1 protein-coding gene is annotated in these 22,993 nt (G+C 68.3%); it reads left to right on the forward strand.

From position 1 onward, the window contains the following. Window positions 1-22,993, forward strand: a 22,993-nt coding sequence (locus NFL01S_RS33390; RefSeq protein WP_157117296.1) for a non-ribosomal peptide synthase/polyketide synthase, incomplete at both ends; no start/stop codon positions are given.

Raw genomic sequence — 22,993 nt, forward strand, 5'->3', positions numbered from 1 at the left:
GTCCACGGTGTCCGCCCTGGCAGCCGCCGCCGAGACCGCAACCGGTCGCACCGGTCTGCCGGTACTTGCCCCGCGGCCCCGCCCGGATCGGGTGCCGTTGTCGCTGGCGCAGCAGCGGATGTGGTTCCTCAACCGTTTCGACAGCGCCTCGGCCACCTACAACATCCCGTTCGCCATCCGGCTCACCGGTGACCTCGATGTGGACGCTCTGCAGGCCGCGCTCGCCGATCTGGTGGACCGGCACGAGGTGCTGCGGACCGTGTACCCCGAGGTGGACGGTGTCGGGCACCAGCAGGTGCTGCGTGCCGACGAGGTGGCTCTGGATCTCGTCGCCGAACCCGTCACCGATGCGGAACTGCCGGCGCGGATCCTGGCATTGGCCGGTGCGGTCTTCGATGTCACCGCGGCACCGCCGTTCCAGACGACTCTGCTGCGGCTCGACGAGCACAACCACGTCTTCGTCCTGGTCGCCCATCACATCAGCGCCGACGGTTTCTCGCCGCGGCCGCTGCTGCGTGACCTCGTCGTCGCCTACAGCGATCGCAGCCGCGGTGTGGCGCCCGGCTGGGCGCCGCTGCCGGTCCAGTACGCCGATTACGCGCTGTGGCAACGCGAGGTGCTGGGTTCGGAGGACGATCCCGATTCGGTCGCCGCCCAGCAGGTCGAGTACTGGGTCGACAACCTCCGGGACCTGCCCGATCAGCTGGAACTCCCGGCGGATCGGCCGCGACCGGAGATCGCCTCCAATTCCGGTGCCGTCCACGATTTCGCCGTGGATCCGGCACTGCGCACCGAGCTGGAGAACCTGGCCCGCTCGCAGGGCACCACCCTGTTCATGCTGGTGCACGCCGTGCTGGCGGCATGGTCGAGCCGGATGTCGGCCAGTGGCGATATCGCCATCGGTACTCCGATCGCCGGCCGCGGCGAACAGGCACTCGACGATCTGGTCGGCATGTTCGTCAACACTCTGGTGTTGCGTACCGAGGTGTCCGCGGCGATGCCGTTCACCGAACTGCTGGCCGAAGTACGCCGTACCGATCTGGCTGCTTTCTCGCATGCCGATATCCCGTTCGAGCGGCTGGTCGACATCCTGAATCCGCGCCGCTCGCAGGCGCATCACCCGCTGTTCCAGGTGGCGCTGGCCTTCGAGGCCGCGTCGGCGGCGGATATGCGCGGCGTATCCCTGCCGGGGCTGGATCTCGAGGTCGTCGATTTCGATCCCGGCCTGGCGAAGTTCGATCTGCAACTCACTGTCGGTACCGACGGTGCCGCGGACGGCAGTCTGCTCATGCAGTGGTCGTATGCCACCGATCTGTTCGATCCGGAAACCGTGACCGGATTCGCCGAGCGGCTGGTGCGGATCCTGCGCGCGGTCGTGGCGGATCCAGATATCGCTGTCGGCGATATCGATCTGCTCGCCGAATCCGAGCGCACCGATGTCGTGGAGGCGTGGACGGGGATCCGCCCCGACGCCGCACCGGGCGTGTTCGAGGTCGAGGGCCGTGCCGTCGATGAGCCCGCAACAGCCACGCTGGCGAGCCTGTTCGAGGTCGCCGCCGGTGAACATCCGCAGCGGACGGCCGTGAAGTTCGGTGACGACCGGCTCAGCTACGCCGAACTGGACCGCCGGGCCAATGTGCTGGCCCGCCGCCTGATCGACGAGGGCGCCGGACCGGAGAGCCTGGTCGCGGTGTTGCTGCCGCGTTCGCTGGATCTGGTGGTCGCGCTGCTCGCGGTGATCAAATCGGGTGCCGGTTACGTCCCGGTGGACCCGGACTCTCCGGCGGAACGGCTCGCCTACATCCTGGACGATGCCCGTCCGGCGACCGTGGTGCTGGATTCCACCCTCGGGGTGGACCTTCCGGCCGGCGTTTCGCGGGTTGCGGTGGACGGTTACGCGGTGGAAGCAGGCGATATCGAGGACGCCGACGACGGCCCGATCACCGACGCGGACCGCCGTGCGCCACTGCGGCCGGACAACACCGCCTACGTCATCTACACCTCCGGTTCCACCGGCCGTCCCAAGGGCGTCGCGGTACCACACCGCAATGTGGTGCGGCTGTTCGCCAATACCGAGCGCGAATTCGGTTTCGGCCCCGAAGACGTGTGGACGCTGTTCCACTCCTACGCCTTCGACTTCTCGGTCTGGGAACTGTGGGGCCCGCTGCTGTTCGGCGGCACCCTCGTGGTCGTCGACTACTACGTTTCCCGGTCGCCGCAGCAGTTCCTGGAACTGCTGCGCGCCGAACGCGTCACTGTGCTGAATCAGACGCCGTCGGCGTTCTATCAGCTGGCCGAGGCGGATCGCACCGCCGCCGACGACCGTCCGCTCGCGCTGCGCTACGTCGTGTTCGGTGGCGAGGCGCTGGAACTGCGCCGCCTCACCGACTGGGTCGAACGGCACGGGGACGGTACGGCCGGGCGCACCCATGTGGCCGACGGGCGGGAAACCGCGTCGCCGCTGCTGGTGAACATGTACGGCATCACCGAGACCACGGTGCACGTGTCCTACCGCGCGCTCGACGCCGCCACCATCGCCGGCGCGGCCGGCAGCGTGGTGGGCCGTGCGCTGGGCGGATTGCGGCTCTATGTGCTGGACGAACGGCTGCGGCCGGCGCCGGTCGGGGTATCGGGCGAGCTGTATGTCTCCGGTGTGCAGCTGGCCCGCGGCTACCTCGCCCGCCCCGAGCTGACCGCGGCCCGTTTCGTGGCCGACCCACTGGGTGAACCAGGCGATCGCCTGTACCGCTCCGGTGACCTCGCCCGCTGGAACCGCTTCGGCGAACTCGAATACCTCGGGCGCGCCGACGATCAGGTGAAGGTGCGCGGATTCCGGATCGAGCTCGGTGAGATCGAGGCCGCCGTCCTGGCGCAGCCGGGGGTGGCGCAGGCCGCGGTGATCGTCCGCGAGGACAAACCGGGTGATCACCGGATCGTCGGCTATATGGTGCCGGAGACCGGAACAGAGCCTGATCCCGACGCGGTCCGCGAGGGTGCGACGCTGCGGCTGCCGTCCTATATGGTTCCGTCGGCGCTCGTTGTGGTGGATCGAATCCCGTTGACCGTCAACGGCAAGCTGGACCGGCGGGCACTTCCCGCTCCGGTTTTCGAAACCGGTGGTTCGCGCGCGGTTTCGACTCCGATCGAGGAGATCGTCGCCAGTGTTTTCGCCGAGCTTCTGGGCGCTGAACGGATCGGCGCCGACGACGACTTCTTTGCGCTCGGCGGTAACTCGCTGATCGCGACACAGGTCGCGGCGCGGATCGGTTCAGCACTCGACACCCAGGTTCCGGTGCGGATGCTGTTCGAGAACTCGACCGTTGCTGCGCTGGCAGCGCGAGTAGAACAGCAGGCCGGGACCGGCGGGCGGCCGACGCTCGCACCTCGGCCCCGGCCCGAACGTCCGCCGCTGTCGCAGGCACAGCAGCGGATGTGGTTCCTCAACCGTTTCGAACCCGAATCGGCGGCTGACAATATCCCGATTCTCATGCGGTTGCGGGGCACGCTGGACGTCCCGGCCATCATCGCGGCGGTCGGTGATGTGACCGCCCGGCACGAATCTCTGCGCACCGTGTACCCCGCGTACGACGGTATCGGTTATCAGCGGGTACTGCCGGTGGCCGACGCTGTTCCGGTTGTGGATATTCGAGATATCCGCGCCGGTGTCGACGCCGCGGGTGACCTCGGCGACGAACTGCTGTCGTCGATCACTGAATTCGTCTGCCAGGGCTTCGACCTGACTGTCGATCCGCCGGCTCGGATGCGGGTCTACCGCGTGGGTGACGATGACCATGTGCTGGTCGGAGTAGTGCACCACATTGCGGCCGATGGTTTCTCGATGCATCCACTGAGCCGTGATCTGATGATCGCGTACGAGGCGCGGACCGCCGGCCGCGTTCCGGACTGGCCACCGATGACAGTTCAGTACATCGACTACGCGATCTGGCAGCGTGAACTGCTCGGCTCCGAGGACGATCCGTCGTCACTGGCGGCACGGCAGCTCGACTTCTGGCGCTCGGAACTCGAGGGTTTGCCCGACGAGCTCCGGTTGTCCACCCGGACCCGTCCGGTGGTGGCGAGTGAGCGGGCGGCGACCCACCGGTTCGTCGTGCCCGCCGAACTGGTCGACGACCTCGACGAGCTCGCCAAGGCCCGGGGCACCACCTTGTTCATGGTGGTGCACAGTAGCTTCTCCGCGCTGCTGGCCCGGCTCAGCGGCACGGACGATATCGCCATCGGTATCCCCGTAGCCGGACGCGGCGAACGTGCGCTCGACGATATGGTCGGCATGTTCGTGAATACGCTGGTTCTGCGTACTCGCGTCGATATCGCGATGCCGTTCACCGAACTTCTCGACCAGGTGCGCGACCGTGATCTGCACGCGTTCGCGAATGCCGACGTACCGTTCGAGCGGCTGGTCGAGGTACTGAACCCGGTGCGGTCGCAATCGCGGCAGCCGCTGTTCCAGGTGATGCTGGTATTCCAGAATCTCGGAGATTCGCAACTCGCACTGCCGAATCTGACCCTGTCCACGGTGAACGTGGAACCACCGATGGTCAAATATGATCTGGTGCTCACGTTGAGCCGTTCGGTGTCGGGTGGATCGGCGCTGGATGCCGATATCGTGTACGCCGCCGACCTTTTCGATCAGTCGTATATCGCCGAGTTCAGTCGCCGTTTCCTGCGGCTGCTCGGCGTCGTCAGTGCTGTGCCCGCCCTGCCGGTGGGTGATATCGAGCTGATGGATCCGGTGGAGCGGGCGATGGTGCTTCGGCGGTGGAACGACACCGACTTCCCGGTCGGTACCGCACTTACCGCGACTCCGGGCAATGCCATTATGACGCTGGTCTCCCTGTTCGAGGCTCAGGTCGTCCGGAGTCCGGAGGCGATAGCCCTCACCTTCGAGGAGGCCGGCCTAACATACGGTGAGTTCGCGAGCGGGGTGCACCGTCTCGCGCGGTGGCTGAGCGAGGCGGGCGTAGGCCCGGAGTCCTATGTGGCCCTGGGCATGCGCCGCTCGTTCGATCTGCTCACCGGTATCTACGCGGTCGTGGCCGCTGGCGGCGCTTATGTGCCGCTGGACCCGGACCAGCCCGTGGACCGCCTCGAGTACATCCTCGATACCGCGCGCCCGGCCTGCGTACTGACCTCCGGTGACGATCTGGATCCGGCGATCGCCCACCAAGTGCGCATCGATCGGCTGGACCTCTCCGGCTTCGCCGACACTCCGCTCACCGACGCCGATCGAGTTCGGCCGCTGCGAGCGGAAAACGCCGCGTACGCGATCTTCACATCGGGCTCGACGGGCCGGCCGAAAGGCGTTGTGATCTCGCACCGCGCGGCAGTGAACTACCTCGTGTCCACGCACGCCCGGTACGGAATTGGTGCCGACGATGTGCTGGTGCAGCGTACGCTGGCCACATTCGACACCTCGGTGGTCGAGTTTTTCCTGCCGCTACAGGTGGGTGCCCGGCTCGTTATCGCCCGGTCGGAGGGCCATCGCGATGCGAGCTACCTGACCCAGCTGATGGCCGACGAAGGGGTTACCTACGCCGAATTCGTGCCGTCGATGCTGTCGGTGTTGCTGGCCGAATCAGATCCCGAGACCTGGGCCGGGCTGCGCAATATCGTTCTCGGTGGCGAACTGCTCTCCAGCGATATCGCGCAGCGGCTGCGGGAACGCACCAGCGCTCGTCTGCACAACACGTACGGGCCGACCGAGACCACGGTCGATGTCACCCATTACGAAGTGACCGGCGACGAGACCGGGGCGGTGCCCATCGGTGTCCCCGGGTTCAACACCCAGACCTATGTGCTGGACGAGCGGTTGCGGCCGGTTCCCGCGGGCGTTCCCGGTGAGCTCTATATCAGTGGCGCGCAGCTGGCGCACGGCTATCTGGCTCGTTTCGACCTGACCACCACGCGCTTCGTCGCGAATCCGTTCCGCACGGGCGAGCGTATGTACCGCACCGGTGATGTGGTGCGCTGGTCCACGGAGGGAGAGCTGGAATATCTGGGGCGCAGCGACTTCCAGGTGAAGTTGCGCGGTCTGCGCGTCGAGCCGGGCGAGATCGAGCACGCGCTCACCGAGGTAGGTTCCGTCGCGCAGGCGCTGGTTGTCATGCGCAGTCATCCGCGGATCGGCGACCAACTGGTGGCGTATGTCGTGCCGACCTCTGGCTACGCGATCGATTCCGAGGAGCTACGCACTCGTCTCCGCGACCGGCTGCCGTCGTATATGGTGCCGTCGGCGTACATGGTGCTGGACGCTTTCCCGCTGAACGCCTCCGGAAAATTGGATCAGAAGGCGTTGCCCGACCCGGTGTTCGAGGCCCGTGAGTTCCGGGCGCCCTCGACTCCGATCGAGGAGATCGTGGCGAATACGTTCGCCGAGGTCCTCGGTGTGGAACGGGTCGGCGCGGACGACGATTTCTTCGAGCTGGGTGGTAACTCGCTGGTCGCAACGCAGGTTGCGGCACGGATCGGCGCGGCGCTCGGCGTCGGTCTGCCGGTGCGTGCGCTGTTCGAGGCGCCGACGGTGGCGGCCCTGGCGGTTCGGGCCGAACAGGCCGGGGTGAGTACGCGTGCACCGCTGGTGGCGGGCCCCCGCCCCGAGCAGGTGCCGCTGTCGTACGCACAGCAGCGTATGTGGTTCCTGAATCAGTACGACACCGAATCCGTGGCCTACAACCTGCCGATGGCTATCCGCCTCAGCGGGGACCTCGACGTGGCGGCCTTGCGCTCGGCGGTGGCCGATGTGGTGTGGCGCCACGAATCGTTGCGCACCAGGTATCCGCGGCTCGACGATGCGCCGGCGCAGGTGATCGTGCCCGCTTCCCAAGTGGAGCTGGATCTCACACCGGTCGTTGTCACCGCGGCCGAGACGGTAGCGGCGATCACAGGATTTGTGGCCGCCGGTTTCGATGTAGCCGCGGCGATTCCGCTGCGGATCCGGCTGTTCACGACCGCGCCGGATGACCATGTGTTGGTCGTGGTTGTGCACCATATCGCCGCGGACGGTTTTTCGATGGCGCCGCTGGCTCGTGATGTGATGACCGCCTATGCGGCCCGAGTCCAAGGCGATATGCCCGGGTGGGACCCGCTGCCCGTCCAATACGCCGACTACGCGCTGTGGCAGCGGCAGGTGCTGGGTGCCGAGGACGATACGGCCTCGCCGATGGCGCGGCAGATCGCCTTCTGGCAGCGCACTCTCGCCGAGCTGCCCGACGAACTGGCATTGCCGGCCGACCGGCCGCGCCCGGCGGTGGCCTCGCTGCGCGGTGCGACCGTGCGCGCCGAACTGTCGGCCGAGCTGATCCGGACGCTGGACGAGCTGGCCCGCGCCCGTGGCGCTTCGATGTTCATGGTGCTGCACGCGGCGCTCGCCGCACTGCTGGCCCGCCTCTCCGGTAGTGATGACATCGCCATCGGTACGCCGATCGCGGGTCGTGGTGAGCAGGCGCTCGACGATCTGGTCGGTATGTTCGTCAACACCCTGGTGCTGCGCACCGCGGTCGAATCGGGGGAGACCTTCGCCGACCTGCTGGAGCGGGCGAAACACGCCGACCTCGACGCGTTCGGGCATGCGGATGTGCCGTTCGAACGCCTGGTGGATCTGCTGGCGCCGGAGCGTTCGCAGGCGCGCAACCCGCTGTTCCAGGTGGCGTTGTCGCTGCAGAACAACGAGCAGCCGGTGCTGGATCTGGCCGGGCTCGAGGTGTCGGGTGTGGACCTCGCCGACGATGTCGCGCGCTTCGATCTGCAGTTCACTCTGGCCGAGAATGGCTCGGGCGGAATGGTTCTGGATCTGAACTACGCCACCGAACTGTTCGACGAAGCCACTGTCCGGACGATGATCACGCGGTTCCAGCGGTTGCTTTCCACGGTTGCCGCCGATCCGGATGTGGTGCTGGGCGCGATCGAGATCCTCGACGACACCGAACGGGCCGCGGCCCTGAGCCGTACGGGTGGTCCGGCGCTGCCGGCCGGGACGTTGCCGGAGCTGCTGGCCGCTGCCGTGGCGGTCGATCCGGCCGCACCGGCCGTGGTGTTCGACGGTGTTCAGTTCTCCTATGGGGAGTTCGACGAGCGATCGAACCGTTTGGCGCAGGTGCTGATCGAGCGTTGTCTGGGTGCCGACGACGTGGTGGCCGTGGCGGTGCCGCGGTCGGCGGATTCGGTGCTGGCCGAATGGGCCGTGACCAAATCCGGCGCCGCATTCCTGCCGATCGACCCGACCTATCCGGAAGACCGGATCACCCATATGCTCACCGATTCCGGTGCGCCCGCGGGTATCACGGTCTCCTCGGTACGCGCCGACCTGCCGGATACGGTGGACTGGCTGGTGCTCGACGAGCTCGCGCTCGACGGATACCCGGCCGAGCCGATCACCGATGCCGATCGGGTCTGGCCGTTGACTCCGGAAAGCGCTGCGTATGTCATCTACACCTCCGGTTCGACCGGCCTGCCCAAGGGCGTGGTGGTGAGCCATGCGGGCTTGGCGAATTTCAGTGCCGAGCAGGTGGAGCGGTACGGGTTGACTCCGGCGTCGCGGGCGTTGGCGTTCGCGTCGCCGTCGTTCGATGCGTCGATCCTGGAATTGTTGCTGGCTGTGGGTTCGGCGGGTGCGCTGGTTGTGGTTCCGACCGGTACCTACGGTGGCGCGGAATTGGGTGAGCTGATCTCCCGTGAGGGTGTGACGGTCGGTTTGATCACGCCGTCGGTGCTGGCGTCGCTGGACCCTGCGGATCTCGCGGGTATGGAAGTGATCATCTCCGGTGGTGAAGCCATTTCCGCGGATCTCGTCGCGAAATGGTCGACCGCGCCGGCGGGTGGGGCCGGGCGCCGGCTGCACAATGCCTACGGTCCGACCGAAGCCACGATTGCCACGAATATCAGCGGTGTGCTGCATGCCGGTGACCGCGTGACGATCGGTGGCCCGGTGCGCGGTATGCGTGCGCTGGTGCTCGACGACCGGTTGAACCCGGTCCCCGAGGGGGTCGCCGGCGAGTTGTATGTCGGCGGTGTCCAGTTGGCGCGTGGTTATCACGCGCGGGCGGGTCTCACCGCGGAACGGTTCGTCGCCGACCCGCACGGTGAGCCCGGGGCTCGTCTGTACCGCACCGGTGACCTGGTGCGCTGGCGTCGTGACGCCGCCGGTGATCCCGCGGTGGAGTACGTGGGTCGTAACGACTTCCAGGTGAAGGTGCGCGGTTTCCGGATCGAGCTCGGCGAGATCGATGCCGCGCTGACCGCGCACGACACGGTGGATTTCGCGGTCACCACCGGCCACAAGAATGCCGCGGGCGTGACCTCGCTCGTCTCGTATGTGGTTGCCGCTGCCGGTCGTTCCGTCGATACCGACGAGGTTCGCGAATATGCCGGGCAGCGGTTGCCGGCGTACATGGTGCCGTCGTCGATCATGGTGCTCGACGCGATCCCGCTGACTCCGGCCGGCAAGCTGGACCGCCGGGCCCTGCCGGAACCTGTTTTCGAGGTGAAGGAGTTCCGGGCGCCGTCGACGCCGACCGAGAACGTGGTCGCCGGTGTGCTCGCCGAGGTCCTCGGTGTGGAGCGGGTCGGCGTGGCCGACGATTTCTTCGCGCTCGGTGGTAACTCGCTGCTCGCCACCCAGGCCGTGGCGCGGCTGGGTGCCGCGCTGAACACCCAGGTGCCGGTGCGGACCCTGTTCGAAGCCTCCGCCGTCGGTGCGCTGGCCGCGCGGCTCGAAGAGCAGACCGGTTCCGGTGGACGTCCGCCGCTGGTACCGCAGCCGCGGCCCACCCGGGCGCTGCCGTCCGGTGAGGTCGTGACACGGATCCCGCTGTCGCTGGCACAGCAGCGGATGTGGTTCCTGAACTGGTTCGACGGTGGCGCGGCCGCCTACAACATCCCGATGGTGATCCGGTTGTCCGGGCAGCTGGACGTGCCTGCCCTGCGGCAGGCGGTCACCGATCTGGTGGCCCGGCACGAGGTGCTGCGGACGGTGTACCCGGAAACCGAGGCCGGGCCGGCGCAGGTAGTACTGCCGGCCACGGGGGCGGTGCCGGAGCTCGAGATCCGCACGGTGTCCGCGGACGAGATCGAAACCGTGGTGGCCGAACTCGCCGGGATGTCGTTCGATGTCGCCGAACAGGTACCGGTGTCGGTGACCCTGTTGCAGATCGACGGTGCGGCAGACGAATACGTGCTCGCCGCGGTGGTGCATCATATTTCCGGCGACGGTTCGTCGATGACACCGCTGACACGGGACCTGATGACCGCGTATTCGGCGCGGGCGGCCGGCCGGGCGCCGGAGTGGGCGCCGCTGCCGGTCCAGTACGCCGATTTCGCGATCTGGCAGCGGAACCTGCTGGGCGACGGCACCGATCCGTCGTCGCTGGCGCACGAGCAGCTCGCCTACTGGCGCTCTGCGTTGGCGGATCTGCCCGAGCAGCTGGATCTGCCGACCGACCGCCCGCGGCCCGCGGCGCAGTCGTATGACGGTGGCCGGGTCGAGGTGCGTATCGATGCGCAACTGCACCGCGCGCTGACCGATTTCGCCCGTGAACAGGGCGCGACCCTGTTCATGGTGGCGCATACCGCGTTCGCGGTGTTGCTGGCCCGGTTGTCGGGCACCGGCGATATCGCGATCGGTACCCCGGTCGCGGGCCGCGGCGATGCCGCCCTCGACGAGGTGATCGGCATGTTCGTGAACACCCTGGTGTTCCGGACCGAGGTCGACGGCGGGGAATCGTTCACCGATCTGCTGGCGCGCCAGCGCGAGGCCGATATCGCGGCTCTCGCGCATGCCGATGTGCCGTTCGAACAGCTGGTGGAAGCGCTGAACCCGGTGCGGTCGACGGCGCGGCACCCGCTGTTCCAGGTGGGCTTCACCTTCCAGAACCTGGCGCAGACCAGCCTGGAACTGCCCGGTCTGTCGGTGTCCGGTGTCGAGGCCGGTGCCGAGGCGGCGCTGTACGACCTGAGCATGATTCTCAGCGACACCTACGACGCGACGGGTGTCCCGGAAGGGGTCAGCGGCTATCTGACCTATGCCACCGCGTTGTTCGATCACGCGACGGTGGCCGGGTTCGTGGACCGGTTCCTGCGGGTGCTCGAAGGGATCGCCGCCGATCCCACGGCGCCGGTCGGTGAGATCGAACTGCTCGACGCGGCCGAACGGCAACTGGTGCTGCACCGGTGGAACGCCACCGAGCAGGCGATCGCGCCCGGCCTGTTGCTGGACGGGTTCGAGCGGGTCGTAGCGGAGAGCCCGGACCGGACCGCCCTGACCTACGAGGGCACCGGTCTGTCCTACGGCGAGTTCGCGAGCCGGGTGCACCGGCTGGCACGGTGGCTGCGCGAGGCCGGGGTCGGCACGGAAACCTATGTGGCCCTTGGGATGCGCCGGTCGTTCGACCTGCTCACCGCCGCCTACGCCGTGGTGGCGGCCGGCGGTGCGTATGTGCCGCTGGATCCGGACCAGCCCGTGGACCGGCTCGAATACATCGTCGACACCGTGCGTCCGGTCTGTGTGCTGACCTCGGGCGAAGACCTCGATCCGGCGATCGCCGGGCAGGTGCGGATCGATCGGCTGGACCTGACCGATTTCGCGGATGCGCCGCTCACCGGCGCGGATCGGCTGCGGCCGGTGCGCCCGGACAACACCGCGTACGCGATCTTCACCTCGGGCTCCACCGGCCGGCCGAAGGGCGTCCCGGTCTCACACCGGGCGGTGCTCAACTATCTGGCCACCACCCGCGAACGGCACGGGATCGGCGCCGGCGATGTGCTGCTGCAGCGCACCCTGGCGACCTTCGACCCGTCCGTGGTGGAGTTCTTCCTGCCGCTGCAACTCGGCGCCCGCCTGGTCATCGCAGATTCGGAGGGGCACCGCGACGCCGCGTACCTCACCCGGTTGATGGCCGGCGAGGGCGTGACGATGGCGCAGTTCGTGCCGTCGCTGTTGTCGGTGTTCCTGTCCGAATCCGATCCCGCGGACTGGGCCGGCCTGCGCAGTATCGTCGTCGGCGGCGAGCTGCTGTCCGGTGAACTCGCGCAGCAACTGCGTGAACGTACCGGCGCCCGCCTGTTCAACCAGTACGGGCCGACCGAGGCCACCATCGACGTCACCGCGCACGAGGTGACCGGCACCGAAACCGGTGCGGTGCCGATCGGTATCCCCGGTCTCAACACCCAGACCTACGTGCTCGACGACCGGTTGCGGCCGGTGCCTGCGGGCGTCCGGGGTGAGCTCTACCTCAGCGGTGCCCAGCTGGCGCACGGCTATCTGGCCCGCCCCGACCTGACCACCACGCGGTTCGTCGCGAACCCGTTCCGGGCCGGTGAGCGGATGTACCGCACGGGCGATGTGGTCTGCTGGACCCCGGACGGCGAGCTGGAGTACCTGGGCCGCAGCGACTTCCAGGTGAAGCTGCACGGTCAGCGGATCGAACCCGGTGAGATCGAAGCCGCACTCACCGAACACGACTCGGTGGCCCGGGCACTGGTCATCCTGCGGCATTCGGGTGCCGGTGATCAGCTGGTCGCCTACGTGATCCCGGCCGCCGGCGCGACCACCGACACCGATGTTCTGCGGACCCATCTGAACGACCGCCTGCCGTCGTTCATGGTGCCGGCGGCGTTCGTGGAACTGGACGCGTTCCCGCTGAACGCCTCGGGCAAATTGGACCGTAAAGCGTTGCCGGAACCAGTGTTCGAGGTCCGCGAATTCCGGGCCGCCGCGACCCCCATCGAGGAGATCGTGGCGGATACCTTCGCCGAGGTCCTCGGGGTCGAGCGGATCGGCGCGGACGACGATTTCTTCGCCCTCGGCGGCGACAGCATCGTGTCCATTCAGCTGGTGTCGCGCGCCAAGGCCCGCGGTGTGGTGTTCACGCCGCGGCAGGTGTTCGAACAGCGCACGGTGGCCGGTTTGGCGTCGGTCGCCGAGTTCGCCGAATCCGCCGACCGGGCGGTGCCGACACTGGCCGAATTGCCGGGCGGTGGAGTCGGCCGGATGCCGCTCACCCCCGTGGTGCGGACAATGGTCGACCGTTTCGGCTCGTTCGGGCGTTTCCATCAGCTGACGCCGCTGAGCCTGCCGGTCGGCGTAACCCGCGAAACAATCGCGGCAGTGGTCGGCCCGGTGCTCGACCGGCACGATATGTTGCGCTCGCGTCTGGCACCCGTGGACGGCGAATGGGTCCTGGAGGCCGCCGAGCCCGGTGCGGTCGATGTGGACGCGCTCATCGACCACACCGTGTTCGACGCCGCCGCCACCGATGATCAGGTCGCCGAAATCGCGTCCGCCGCCGCCGATGCCGCGCTGGACCGGATGGATCCGGCGGCCGGTGTGGTGGTGCGCTTCGCCTGGCTCGAACCGGATTCCGCCGAACGGGCGGGTTACCTGGTCGTCATCGCCCACCACCTGGTGGTCGACGGGGTGTCCTGGCGGATCCTGCTGCCCGATTTCGTGCTCTCCGCCGGTGCGCACAGCGCCGGTCAGGCACCGGAACTGCCGAAGCCGACCACCTCGATGCGCACCTGGGCGCATGCGCTGGAGCAGCATGCGCACAGCGCCGAGCGGGAGGCCGAACTCGAGTACTGGCGGATCGTCGCCGGTACCGCCGATCCGCTGCTGTCCGAGCGCGCGCTGGACCCGGCGGTCGATACCGCCGCACTGGTCGAAACCCATGCGGTGCGCGTATCTCCCGAGGTCACCCAGGCACTGCTCACCACGGTCCCGGCGCTGTTCCACGGTGGCGTGAACGACGGCCTGCTCACCGCGCTCGTCCTGGCCGCCACCACGTGGCGGGCCCGCCGGGTGCCCGGGGCGGCGCTGGACGATCCGTTGCTGATCCGGCTCGAGGGGCACGGTCGTGAGGAAGAGGTCGTGCCCGGTGCCGATCTGTCCCACACTGTCGGCTGGTTCACCTCGGTGTTCCCGGTGCGGTTCGCGCCCGCCGGTATCGATATCGAGGATGCTCTCGCCGGTGGCCCGTCGCTGGGTGCTGCGCTCAAAGCGGTCAAGGAACAGCTGCTCGCGGTGCCGGACAAGGGCATCGGCTACGGGCTGCTGCGCCACCTGAACCCGCGGACTGCGGGTGAGCTGCCGGCCGAACTGCCGGGTCAGGTGAGCTTCAACTACCTGGGCCGTTCCGCCGGGGCGAGCGAGATCTCCCCGGAGATGCGTGATTTCGGCTGGCTGCCGGCGGATCTGGCGGTGGACGCGGCCTTCGACGCGGATATGCCCGCCCTGGCGCTGCTGGATATCAACGCTATCGTCGTCGGCGACGAGTTCACCGCGAATATCGGATACCCGACGACTCTGCTCGGGGCCGACGAAGTGCGCGAATTCGGTGAGTTGTGGGCGCAGGCGCTGGAAGCGGTCGCCCGGCACGCGAATTCCGCGGGCGCCGGTGGGCACACCCCCTCCGATTTCGGCATGGTCGCCCTGTCGCAGTCCGATATCGACGGAATCGAACGGCGTTTCCCGATGCCGGTCGCCGATGTGTGGCCGCTGTCCTCGATGCAGGCCGGCATGCTGTTCCACGCTCAGCTCGCCGCCGCGTCGGTGGACGTGTACACCGGTCAGGTCGTGCTGACCCTGAGCGGCCGGGTGGACGCCGACCGGTTGCGGGCATCGGCCCAGGCACTGGTCGACCGGTACGAGAACCTGCGCACCGCCTTCGTCACCGACCACGAAGGCCACCCGGTCCAGGTGGTCCTGAAGGATCTGCCGGTCGACTGGACCGAATACGACCGCAGCGCCACCGGCACCGCGGCCGATCTCATCGAGGCGGACCGGATGCGGCGCTTCGATCTCACCGCGCCGCCGCTGCTGCGCTTCACGCTGATCAAGACCGGAGCCGACACCTGGCAGTTCGTGGTGTCCAACCACCACATTCTGCTCGACGGCTGGTCGATGCCGCTGCTCATGCGGGATCTGCTGACCCTGTACGCGCTGCATGCCGAAACCACCGGTCTGCCGGCGGTCCGGTCCTACCGCACGTTCCTGGAGTGGGTGGGCCGGCAGGACCGGCAGGTATCGCTGGACGCCTGGCGGTCCGCGCTGGCGGAGGTCGGCGAACCGACACTGCTCGCTCGCGCCGGAACAGGCGGCTCCGCACACGAGATCACCGCGCTCGCCGGTGAATACGTGTTCGAGCTGGACACCGAGGCCACCGCCCGGATCACCGCGCTGGCCGCCGAACTCGGCGTTACCGCGAATACGGTGCTGCAGGTGGCCTGGGCGGTACTGCTGGGCCAGCTGACCGGACGCGACGATGTGCTGTTCGGCGCCACGGTCTCCGGCCGCCCGCCGGAGCTGCCCGGCGTGGAATCGATGGTCGGGTTGTTCATCAACACCATCCCTGTGCGGGTGCGATTCGCGCCCGGCGAATCCGCGCGGACCCTGCTGGGCCGGGTCCAGGCCGAACAGGCCGATCTGCTCGACCACCATCACGTGGGCCTCGCCGATATCCACGCGGCGGCCGGGATGCCGGCATTGTTCGACACCCTGCTCGTGTTCGAGTCGTATCCGGTGGACGCCGAGGGTATTCAGGCGCAGGCCGCCGATATCGACGGTATGGCGGTGACCGGTCTCGACGGCGTCGACGCCACGCACTACCCGCTCACGCTGGTCGCGTCGCTGGGCAGCACGCTGCGGGTCCGGGCCGGCTACCGGCAGGACATGTTCGGCGAGGCCGAGGTCCGGCGGATCGCGGACCGGCTCGTCCGTGTGCTGGGCGGATTTGCCGCCGATCCGGGCGTCGCTGTCGGCGATATCGATCTGCTGGACGCCGCGGAGCGCGAGACGGTGCTGCGCCGCTGGAACGCGACCGATCATCGGCTCGCGCCGGCGTTGCTGCTGGACGGGTTCGCCCGGGCGGTGGCCGAGTATCCGGACCGGGTGGCGGTGACCTTCGAAGGCACCGAGCTGACCTATGCGGAACTGTCCACGCGGGTGAATCAGGTGGCCCGGGTCCTCGTGGCCGCGGGCGTGGGGCCGGAATCGCTGGTCGGGCTGGTCATGCGGCGGTCGCTGGATCTGGTGGTCGGCATGTATGCGGTTGTCACCGCGGGCGGCGCCTATGTGCCGCTGGATCCGGACCATCCGGCCGAGCGGATCGGTTATGTGCTCGACACCGCGCAGCCGGTATGCGTGCTGACCACGACCGCCGATGCCGGCGCCGTTCCCCAGGGGACAGGTGTGCCGGTACTGGAGCTCGACGTTCTGGACGTCGCCGGATACGACGCGGCACCGCTGACCGATGCGGACCGGCTCGGGACGGTGCGGCCCGGTAATACCGCGTACGTCATCTTCACGTCCGGTTCGACGGGGCGGCCGAAGGGCGTGGCGGTATCGCATGCGGCGATCGTCAACCAGGTGGCCTGGATGCTGGCGCAATACCCGATGGGCGCCCGCGATGTGTACCTGCAGAAGACCGCGACCACATTCGACGTATCCCTGTGGGGTTACTTCCTGCCGCTGGCCGCCGGTGCCCGGCTCGTGGTCGCCACTCCCGACGGCCACCGCGACCCGGCGTATCTGGCGCGGGTCATCGCCGAGCAGAACGTGACGGTGACCGATTTCGTGCCGTCGATGCTGACGGTGTTCGCCGCCTACACGCCGGCGGGCTCGATCCCCGGTCTCGAACACGTCTTCGTGATCGGTGAGGCGTTGCCGCCGGAGACGGTGACCGCGATGCACGCTGTCTCGGATGCGGCGCTGCACAACCTGTACGGGCCGACCGAGGCCGCGGTGTCGATCACCTACTGGCAGGCCACCGGCGACGAAACCGGCAGTGTCCCGATCGGTGTGCCGCAGTGGAACTCGCGGGTGTATGTGCTCGACGGCCGGCTGCGGCCGGTTCCCGAAGGCGTTGTGGGCGAGCTGTACCTCGCGGGCGACCAGCTCGCGCGGGGCTATGTCACGCGGCCCGATCTCACCTCGGATCGGTTCGTGGCGAGCCCGTTCGATACGGCTGCGCGGATGTACCGCACCGGCGACCTGGTGCGGTGGCAGCGGGTCGACGGCCGGCCGGTGCTGGAGTACCTCGGCCGCACCGACTTCCAGGTGAAGTTCCGGGGTCAGCGGATCGAACTCGGCGAGATCGAATCCGCGTTCCTGGCGCGGCCGCAGGTGAGCCAGGCCGTGGTCACGGTGGCGGCATCGCAGTTGGGTGAGCAGCTGGTCGCCTACGTGGTGCCCGCACCGGGCGCGCAGATCGAAACCGCGGAACTGCTCGATGCGGTGCGGGAGACCCTGCCCACCTACATGGTGCCGGCGACCGTCGTTCAGCTGGACGCGTTCCCGTTGAACACCTCGGGCAAGCTGGACCGCAAGGCGCTGCCGGAGCCCGAGTTCGAGGCCCGGGAGTTCCGGGCGCCGTCGACCCCGATCGAGGAGATCGTGGCCGAGGTCTACGCCGATGTGCTCGGTGCGGAGCGGATCGGCGCGGACGACGATTTCTTCGCCCTCGGCGGTAACTCGCTGATCGCGACCCAGGTCGCCGCCCGCCTCGGCCGCGCGCTGGATGTCGATGTCCCGGTGCGCATCCTGTTCGAGGCGCCCACGGTGGCCGCCCTGGCCGCGCGTGCGGAACTACAGTCCGAGGCCGGTGGGCGGATCGCGCTGACCCCGCAGCCGCGGCCCACGCAGACCCTGCCCTCGGGCGAGGTCGTGGAACGGGTGCCGCTGTCGCTGGCGCAGCAGCGGATGTGGTTCCTGAACCGGTTCGATCCGGATTCGTTCGTGAACAACATTCCGATCGCGGTCCGGCTCACCGGCGATCTCGACGCGGCTGCCCTACAGGCCGCCGTCGCCGATGTACTGGTGCGGCACGAATCGCTGCGCACCTTCTACCCGGAGGTCGGCGGGACCCCGTACCAGCAGGTGCTGCCCGCGGCCGAGGTGGTGCCCGAACTGGCACCCATCGAGGTCACGGCGGGCGATCTGCCCGCGCGGCTCGCCGAACTGGTGCTGGCCGGATTCGATGTCACCGCGAGCGTGCCGTTCCGGGCCCGGTTGTTCCGGCTGAATGCGTCCGAGCATGTGCTCGGCTTCGTCGTCCATCACATCTCCGGTGACGGTTTCTCGATGGCGCCGCTGCTGCGCGATGTGGTGACCGCGTATATGGCGCGCACCGCGGGCGAAAACCCCGGCTGGACGCCACTGGAAGTGCAGTACGCCGATTTCGCGCTCTGGCAGCGGCAGGTACTCGGCTCGGAGGACGATCCCGAATCGGTGATCGCCCAGCAGGTCGCGTACTGGTCGCGGGAGCTGGCCGGGCTACCGGATCAGCTGGACCTACCGGCCGACCGGCCGCGACCCGCGATCGCCTCGGGCCGGGGCGCCGCCCACACCTTCGAGATCGACGCCGAAACCCATGCCGGGCTGGCCGAACTGGCGCGGACCGAGGGCGCGACACTGTTCATGGCCGTGCACGCGGCGTTCGCGGTACTGCTGTCGCGACTGTCCGGGGAAAGCGATATCGCGATCGGCACTCCGATCGCGGGCCGCGGTGAACGCGCGCTCGACGATCTGATCGGTATGTTCGTCAACACTTTGGTGCTGCGGACCCCGGTCGATTCCGGCGCCGGATTCACCGAACTGCTGGGCGCGGTGCGCGGTAGCGATATCGCCGCGTTCGGGCACGCCGATCTCCCGTTCGAGCGTCTGGTGGAGATTCTCAACCCGGTACGGTCGCAGGCGCGGCATCCGCTGTTCCAGGTGATGCTGTCGCTGCAGAACACCCCGCCGCTGCATACGGAACTGCCCGGGCTCGGTGTCAGCGCGGTCGATATGCCGCTGGAGACCGCGAAATTCGATCTTCAGCTGGATTTGAGCGAACGCACCGGCGCTGCCGGGATCGATGCGACCTTCACCTACGCGACCGACCTGTTCGATCGCGAAACGGTCGCGCAGTTCGCCCAGCGATTCGCCCGGTTGCTGAAAGCCGTGGTCAAGACGCCGGAGCGCCCGCTGGGCGATCTCCCGCTGCTGGACGCGCTGGAGGCGTCGACGGTCCTGCGCGGCGGGTACGGCGCGGAGGCCGCCGTCGATCCGGCCGCGACGCTGGCCGGTCTGTTCGCCGACCAGGTCGCGTACGCGCCGGATGCGCCCGCGGTGGTGTTCGAGGGGACAGGTCTGTCCTATGCCGAGTTCTCCGCACGGGTGAACCGCCTGGCCCGGCACTTGATCTCGCTGGGTGTCGGACCGGATGTTCCGGTGGCGCTGGGGATGCGGCGCTCGCTGGATCTGGTGGTGGCGATGTACGCGGTCGTCGCCGCCGGTGGTGCGTATGTGCCGCTGGATCCGGAGCAGCCGGCCGACCGCACTGATTACATCCTGGCCACCGCGCAGCCGCTCTGCGTATTGACCAGTGCGGCGGATGGGTTCACCACGGCGGACCGGCCGGTCGTGGTGGTCGACGAGATCGACCTCTCCGGCTACGCCGATACCGCCGTCACCGACGCCGAGCGGGTCGCGCCGTTGCGGTCGTCGAATACGGCCTACGTGATCTTCACGTCGGGTTCGACGGGCCGGCCGAAGGGTGTGGCGGTGTCGCATGCGGCGATTGTGAATCGTCTGGTGTGGATGCAGTCCGAGTACGGTGTGCGGTCGTCGGATGTGGTGTTGCAGAAGACGCCGTCGACGTTCGATGTGTCGGTGTGGGAGTTCTTCTGGCCGTTGCAGGTCGGTGCGCGGTTGGTGGTTGCGAAGCCGGACGGTCATCGTGATCCGGCCTATCTGGCCGAGGTGATCGATACCGAGCAGGTCACGGTGGCCCACTTCGTGCCGTCGATGCTGACGGTGTTCGTGGCGGCGCTGCCCGGGGAAGCGGGCGCGCGGACGTGTGCGTCGCTGCGGCTCGTGTTCTCCTCGGGTGAGGCGCTTCCGGCGAAGCCTGCGCAGCGTTTGCGTGAGCTGACCGGTACCGCGGTGCACAACCTGTACGGTCCGACCGAGGCCGCGGTCGACGTCACCTATCACGAAGTCTCCGACGCGGATACGACGACAGTGCCGATCGGCGCCCCGGTGTTCAACACTCGGGTGTACGTGCTGGACGCCCGGTTGCGGCCGGTACCGGTGGGTGTCGCGGGTGAGCTCTATCTGTCGGGCGTGCAGTTGGCGCGCGGTTATGTGGCGCGGCCGGACCTGTCGGCGGACCGGTTCGTCGCCGATCCGTTCGAGGTCGCCGAGCGGATGTACCGCACCGGCGATGTGGTGCGCTGGAACTCCAGCGGTGAGCTCGAATATCTGGGCCGCTCCGATTTCCAGGTGAAACTGCGTGGTCTGCGGATCGAACTCGGCGAGATCGAAACCGCCCTGACCGATATCGACGAGGTCGCGCAGGCCGTGGTGGTGTTGCGCGGTGATGCCCGGACCGGAGATCAGCTCGTCGGCTATGTGGTGCCTGCCGCCGGTGCCGTGGTCGACAGCGATGCGTTGCGTAGCGCGCTGTCCGGCCGCTTGCCGTCCTATATGGTGCCCGCCGCGTTCGTGGTGCTCGATGCCTTCCCGCTGAATGCCAGCGGCAAACTCGACCGCCGGGCCCTGCCCGAACCGGTCTTCGCGGCGCGGGCGTTCCGCGCGCCGTCCACCCCGATCGAGGAGATCGTGGCGAATACGTTCGCCGAGGTCCTCGGCGTGGAACGGGTCGGCGCGGATGACGATTTCTTCGATCTGGGCGGGAACTCCCTGATCGGTATGCAGGTCGCGGCCCGGATCGGCGCCGCGCTCGGCACCCAGGTGCCGGTGCGGGCACTGTTCGAGGCGCCGGCCGTGGCCGCGCTCGCCGTCCGGGTGGAACAGTTCGGCGCCCGGACCCGGCCGCCGCTGGTGGCCGGGCAGCGCCCGGAACAGGTGCCGCTGTCCTATGCCCAGCAGCGGATGTGGTTCCTGAACCAGTACGACACCTCCTCGGCGGCCTACAACCTGCCGATGGGGATCCGCCTCACCGGCGACCTCGACGTGGCGGCATTGCGCGCGGCCATGGGCGATGTGGTGGCCCGGCACGAATCACTGCGCACTCGCTATCCGGAATTGGGTGGCCGGCCGGTGCAGTTGATCCTGCCTGCCGACCAGGTGACGGCGGATCTGGATCCGGTGCAGGTCCCCACGGACGAAGTGACCGCGAAGGTCGTCGATTTCGCGTCGGCCGGTTTCGACGTGGCCGCGGCCGTGCCCGTGCGGGTCCGGCTCTTCGCCGTCGCACCCGGAGAATTCGTGCTGGTCGTGGTGCTGCACCATATCGCCGGTGACGGTTTCTCGCTGGCGCCGCTGGCGCGCGATGTGATGACCGCGTACGCGGCGCGGGCCCAGGGCGAACTCCCGAACTGGGACCCGCTGCCCGTGCAGTACGCCGACTACACCCTGTGGCAGCGCGAGGTCCTGGGCGCCGAGGACGACCCCGAGACCGCGATGGCACAGCAGATCGCGTTCTGGCAGCAGACTCTCGCGGATCTGCCCGATGAACTCGTCCTGCCCACCGACCGCCCCCGGCCCGCGGTGGCCTCCATGCGCGGCGCGACGGTACGCGGCGAACTGGGTACGGAGCTGGTGCGGAACCTGAATGCCGTGGCCCGCGCCCGCGGCGCATCGATGTTCATGGTGCTGCACGCCGGCCTGGCGGCATTGCTCGCGCGGTTGTCCGGCAGCGACGATATCGCGATCGGTACGCCGATCGCGGGTCGCGGTGAGCAGGCGCTCGACGATCTGGTCGGTATGTTCGTGAACACCTTGGTGCTGCGCACCGAGGTCGGTTCGGGCGACTCCTTCGCCGATCTGGTGGACCGGGCCCGCCGGGCGGATCTGGATGCCTTCGGCCACGCCGATGTGCCGTTCGAACGCCTGGTGGATCTGCTGTCGCCGGAACGTTCGCAGGCCCGCAATCCGCTGTTCCAGGTGGCGCTGTCGTTCCAGAACCAGGAGCAGGCCGTCCTGGATCTGGCCGGACTGACCGTCGCCGGCGTGGAACTCACCGACAATGTGGCCCGCTTCGACCTCCAGTTCACCCTCGCCGAAAACGGTGCGGGCGGTATGGAACTGGTGTTGAACTACGCCACCGAGCTGTTCGACGAATCCACGGCGCAGACCATGATCACGCGGTTCCGGCAGCTGCTGGCGGCGGTCGCCGCCGACCCGGATGCCGTGCTGGGGGACCTTCCGCTTCTCGATTCGGGCGAACGCCGCGAACTGCTGTCCCGCACGGGTGGCCCGGCGGTACCGGCGCGGACCTTGCCGGAGCTGCTGGCTGCTGCCGTGGCGGTCGACCCGGCGGCGCCGGCGGTGGTGTTCGACGGTGTTCGTCACTCTTACGGGGAGTTCGACGAGCGGTCGAACCGTTTGGCTCGGGTGCTCATCGGCCGCGGTTCGGGTGCCGAGGATGTGGTGGCCGTGGCGGTGCCGCGGTCGGCGGATTCGGTGCTGGCCGAATGGGCTGTGACGAAGTCGGGTGCGGCGTTCCTGCCGATCGACCCGACGTATCCGGAGGACCGGATCGCGCATATGCTCACCGATTCCGGTGCGTCCGTGGGTATCACGGTGTCGTCGGTACGGGCCGATCTGCCGGATTCGGTGGACTGGCTGGTGCTGGACGAACTGGATCTGGACCGGTATTCGGCCGGGCCGGTGACCGACGCCGACAGGCTGCGGCCGGTGACTCCGTCGAACACTGCCTACGTCATCTACACCTCCGGTTCGACCGGCCTGCCCAAGGGTGTTGTCGTCAGCCACGAAGGCTTGGCGAACTTCAGTGCCGAGCAGGTGGAGCGGTACCGGCTGACTCCGGATTCGCGGGCACTCGCGTTCGCGTCGCCGTCGTTCGACGCGTCGATCCTGGAACTGCTGCTCGCGGTCGGTTCGGCCGGTGCGCTGGTGGTGGTTCCGACCGGGACCTACGGTGGTTCGGAACTGGGCGAGCTGATCGCTCGAGAAGGTGTGACGGCCGGGCTCATCACGCCGTCGGTGCTGGCCTCGCTGGACCCCGCGGATCTCGCGGGC

Source organism: Nocardia flavorosea NBRC 108225, from assembly GCF_001613385.1.
In the GTDB taxonomy this organism is placed as follows: domain Bacteria; phylum Actinomycetota; class Actinomycetes; order Mycobacteriales; family Mycobacteriaceae; genus Nocardia; species Nocardia flavorosea.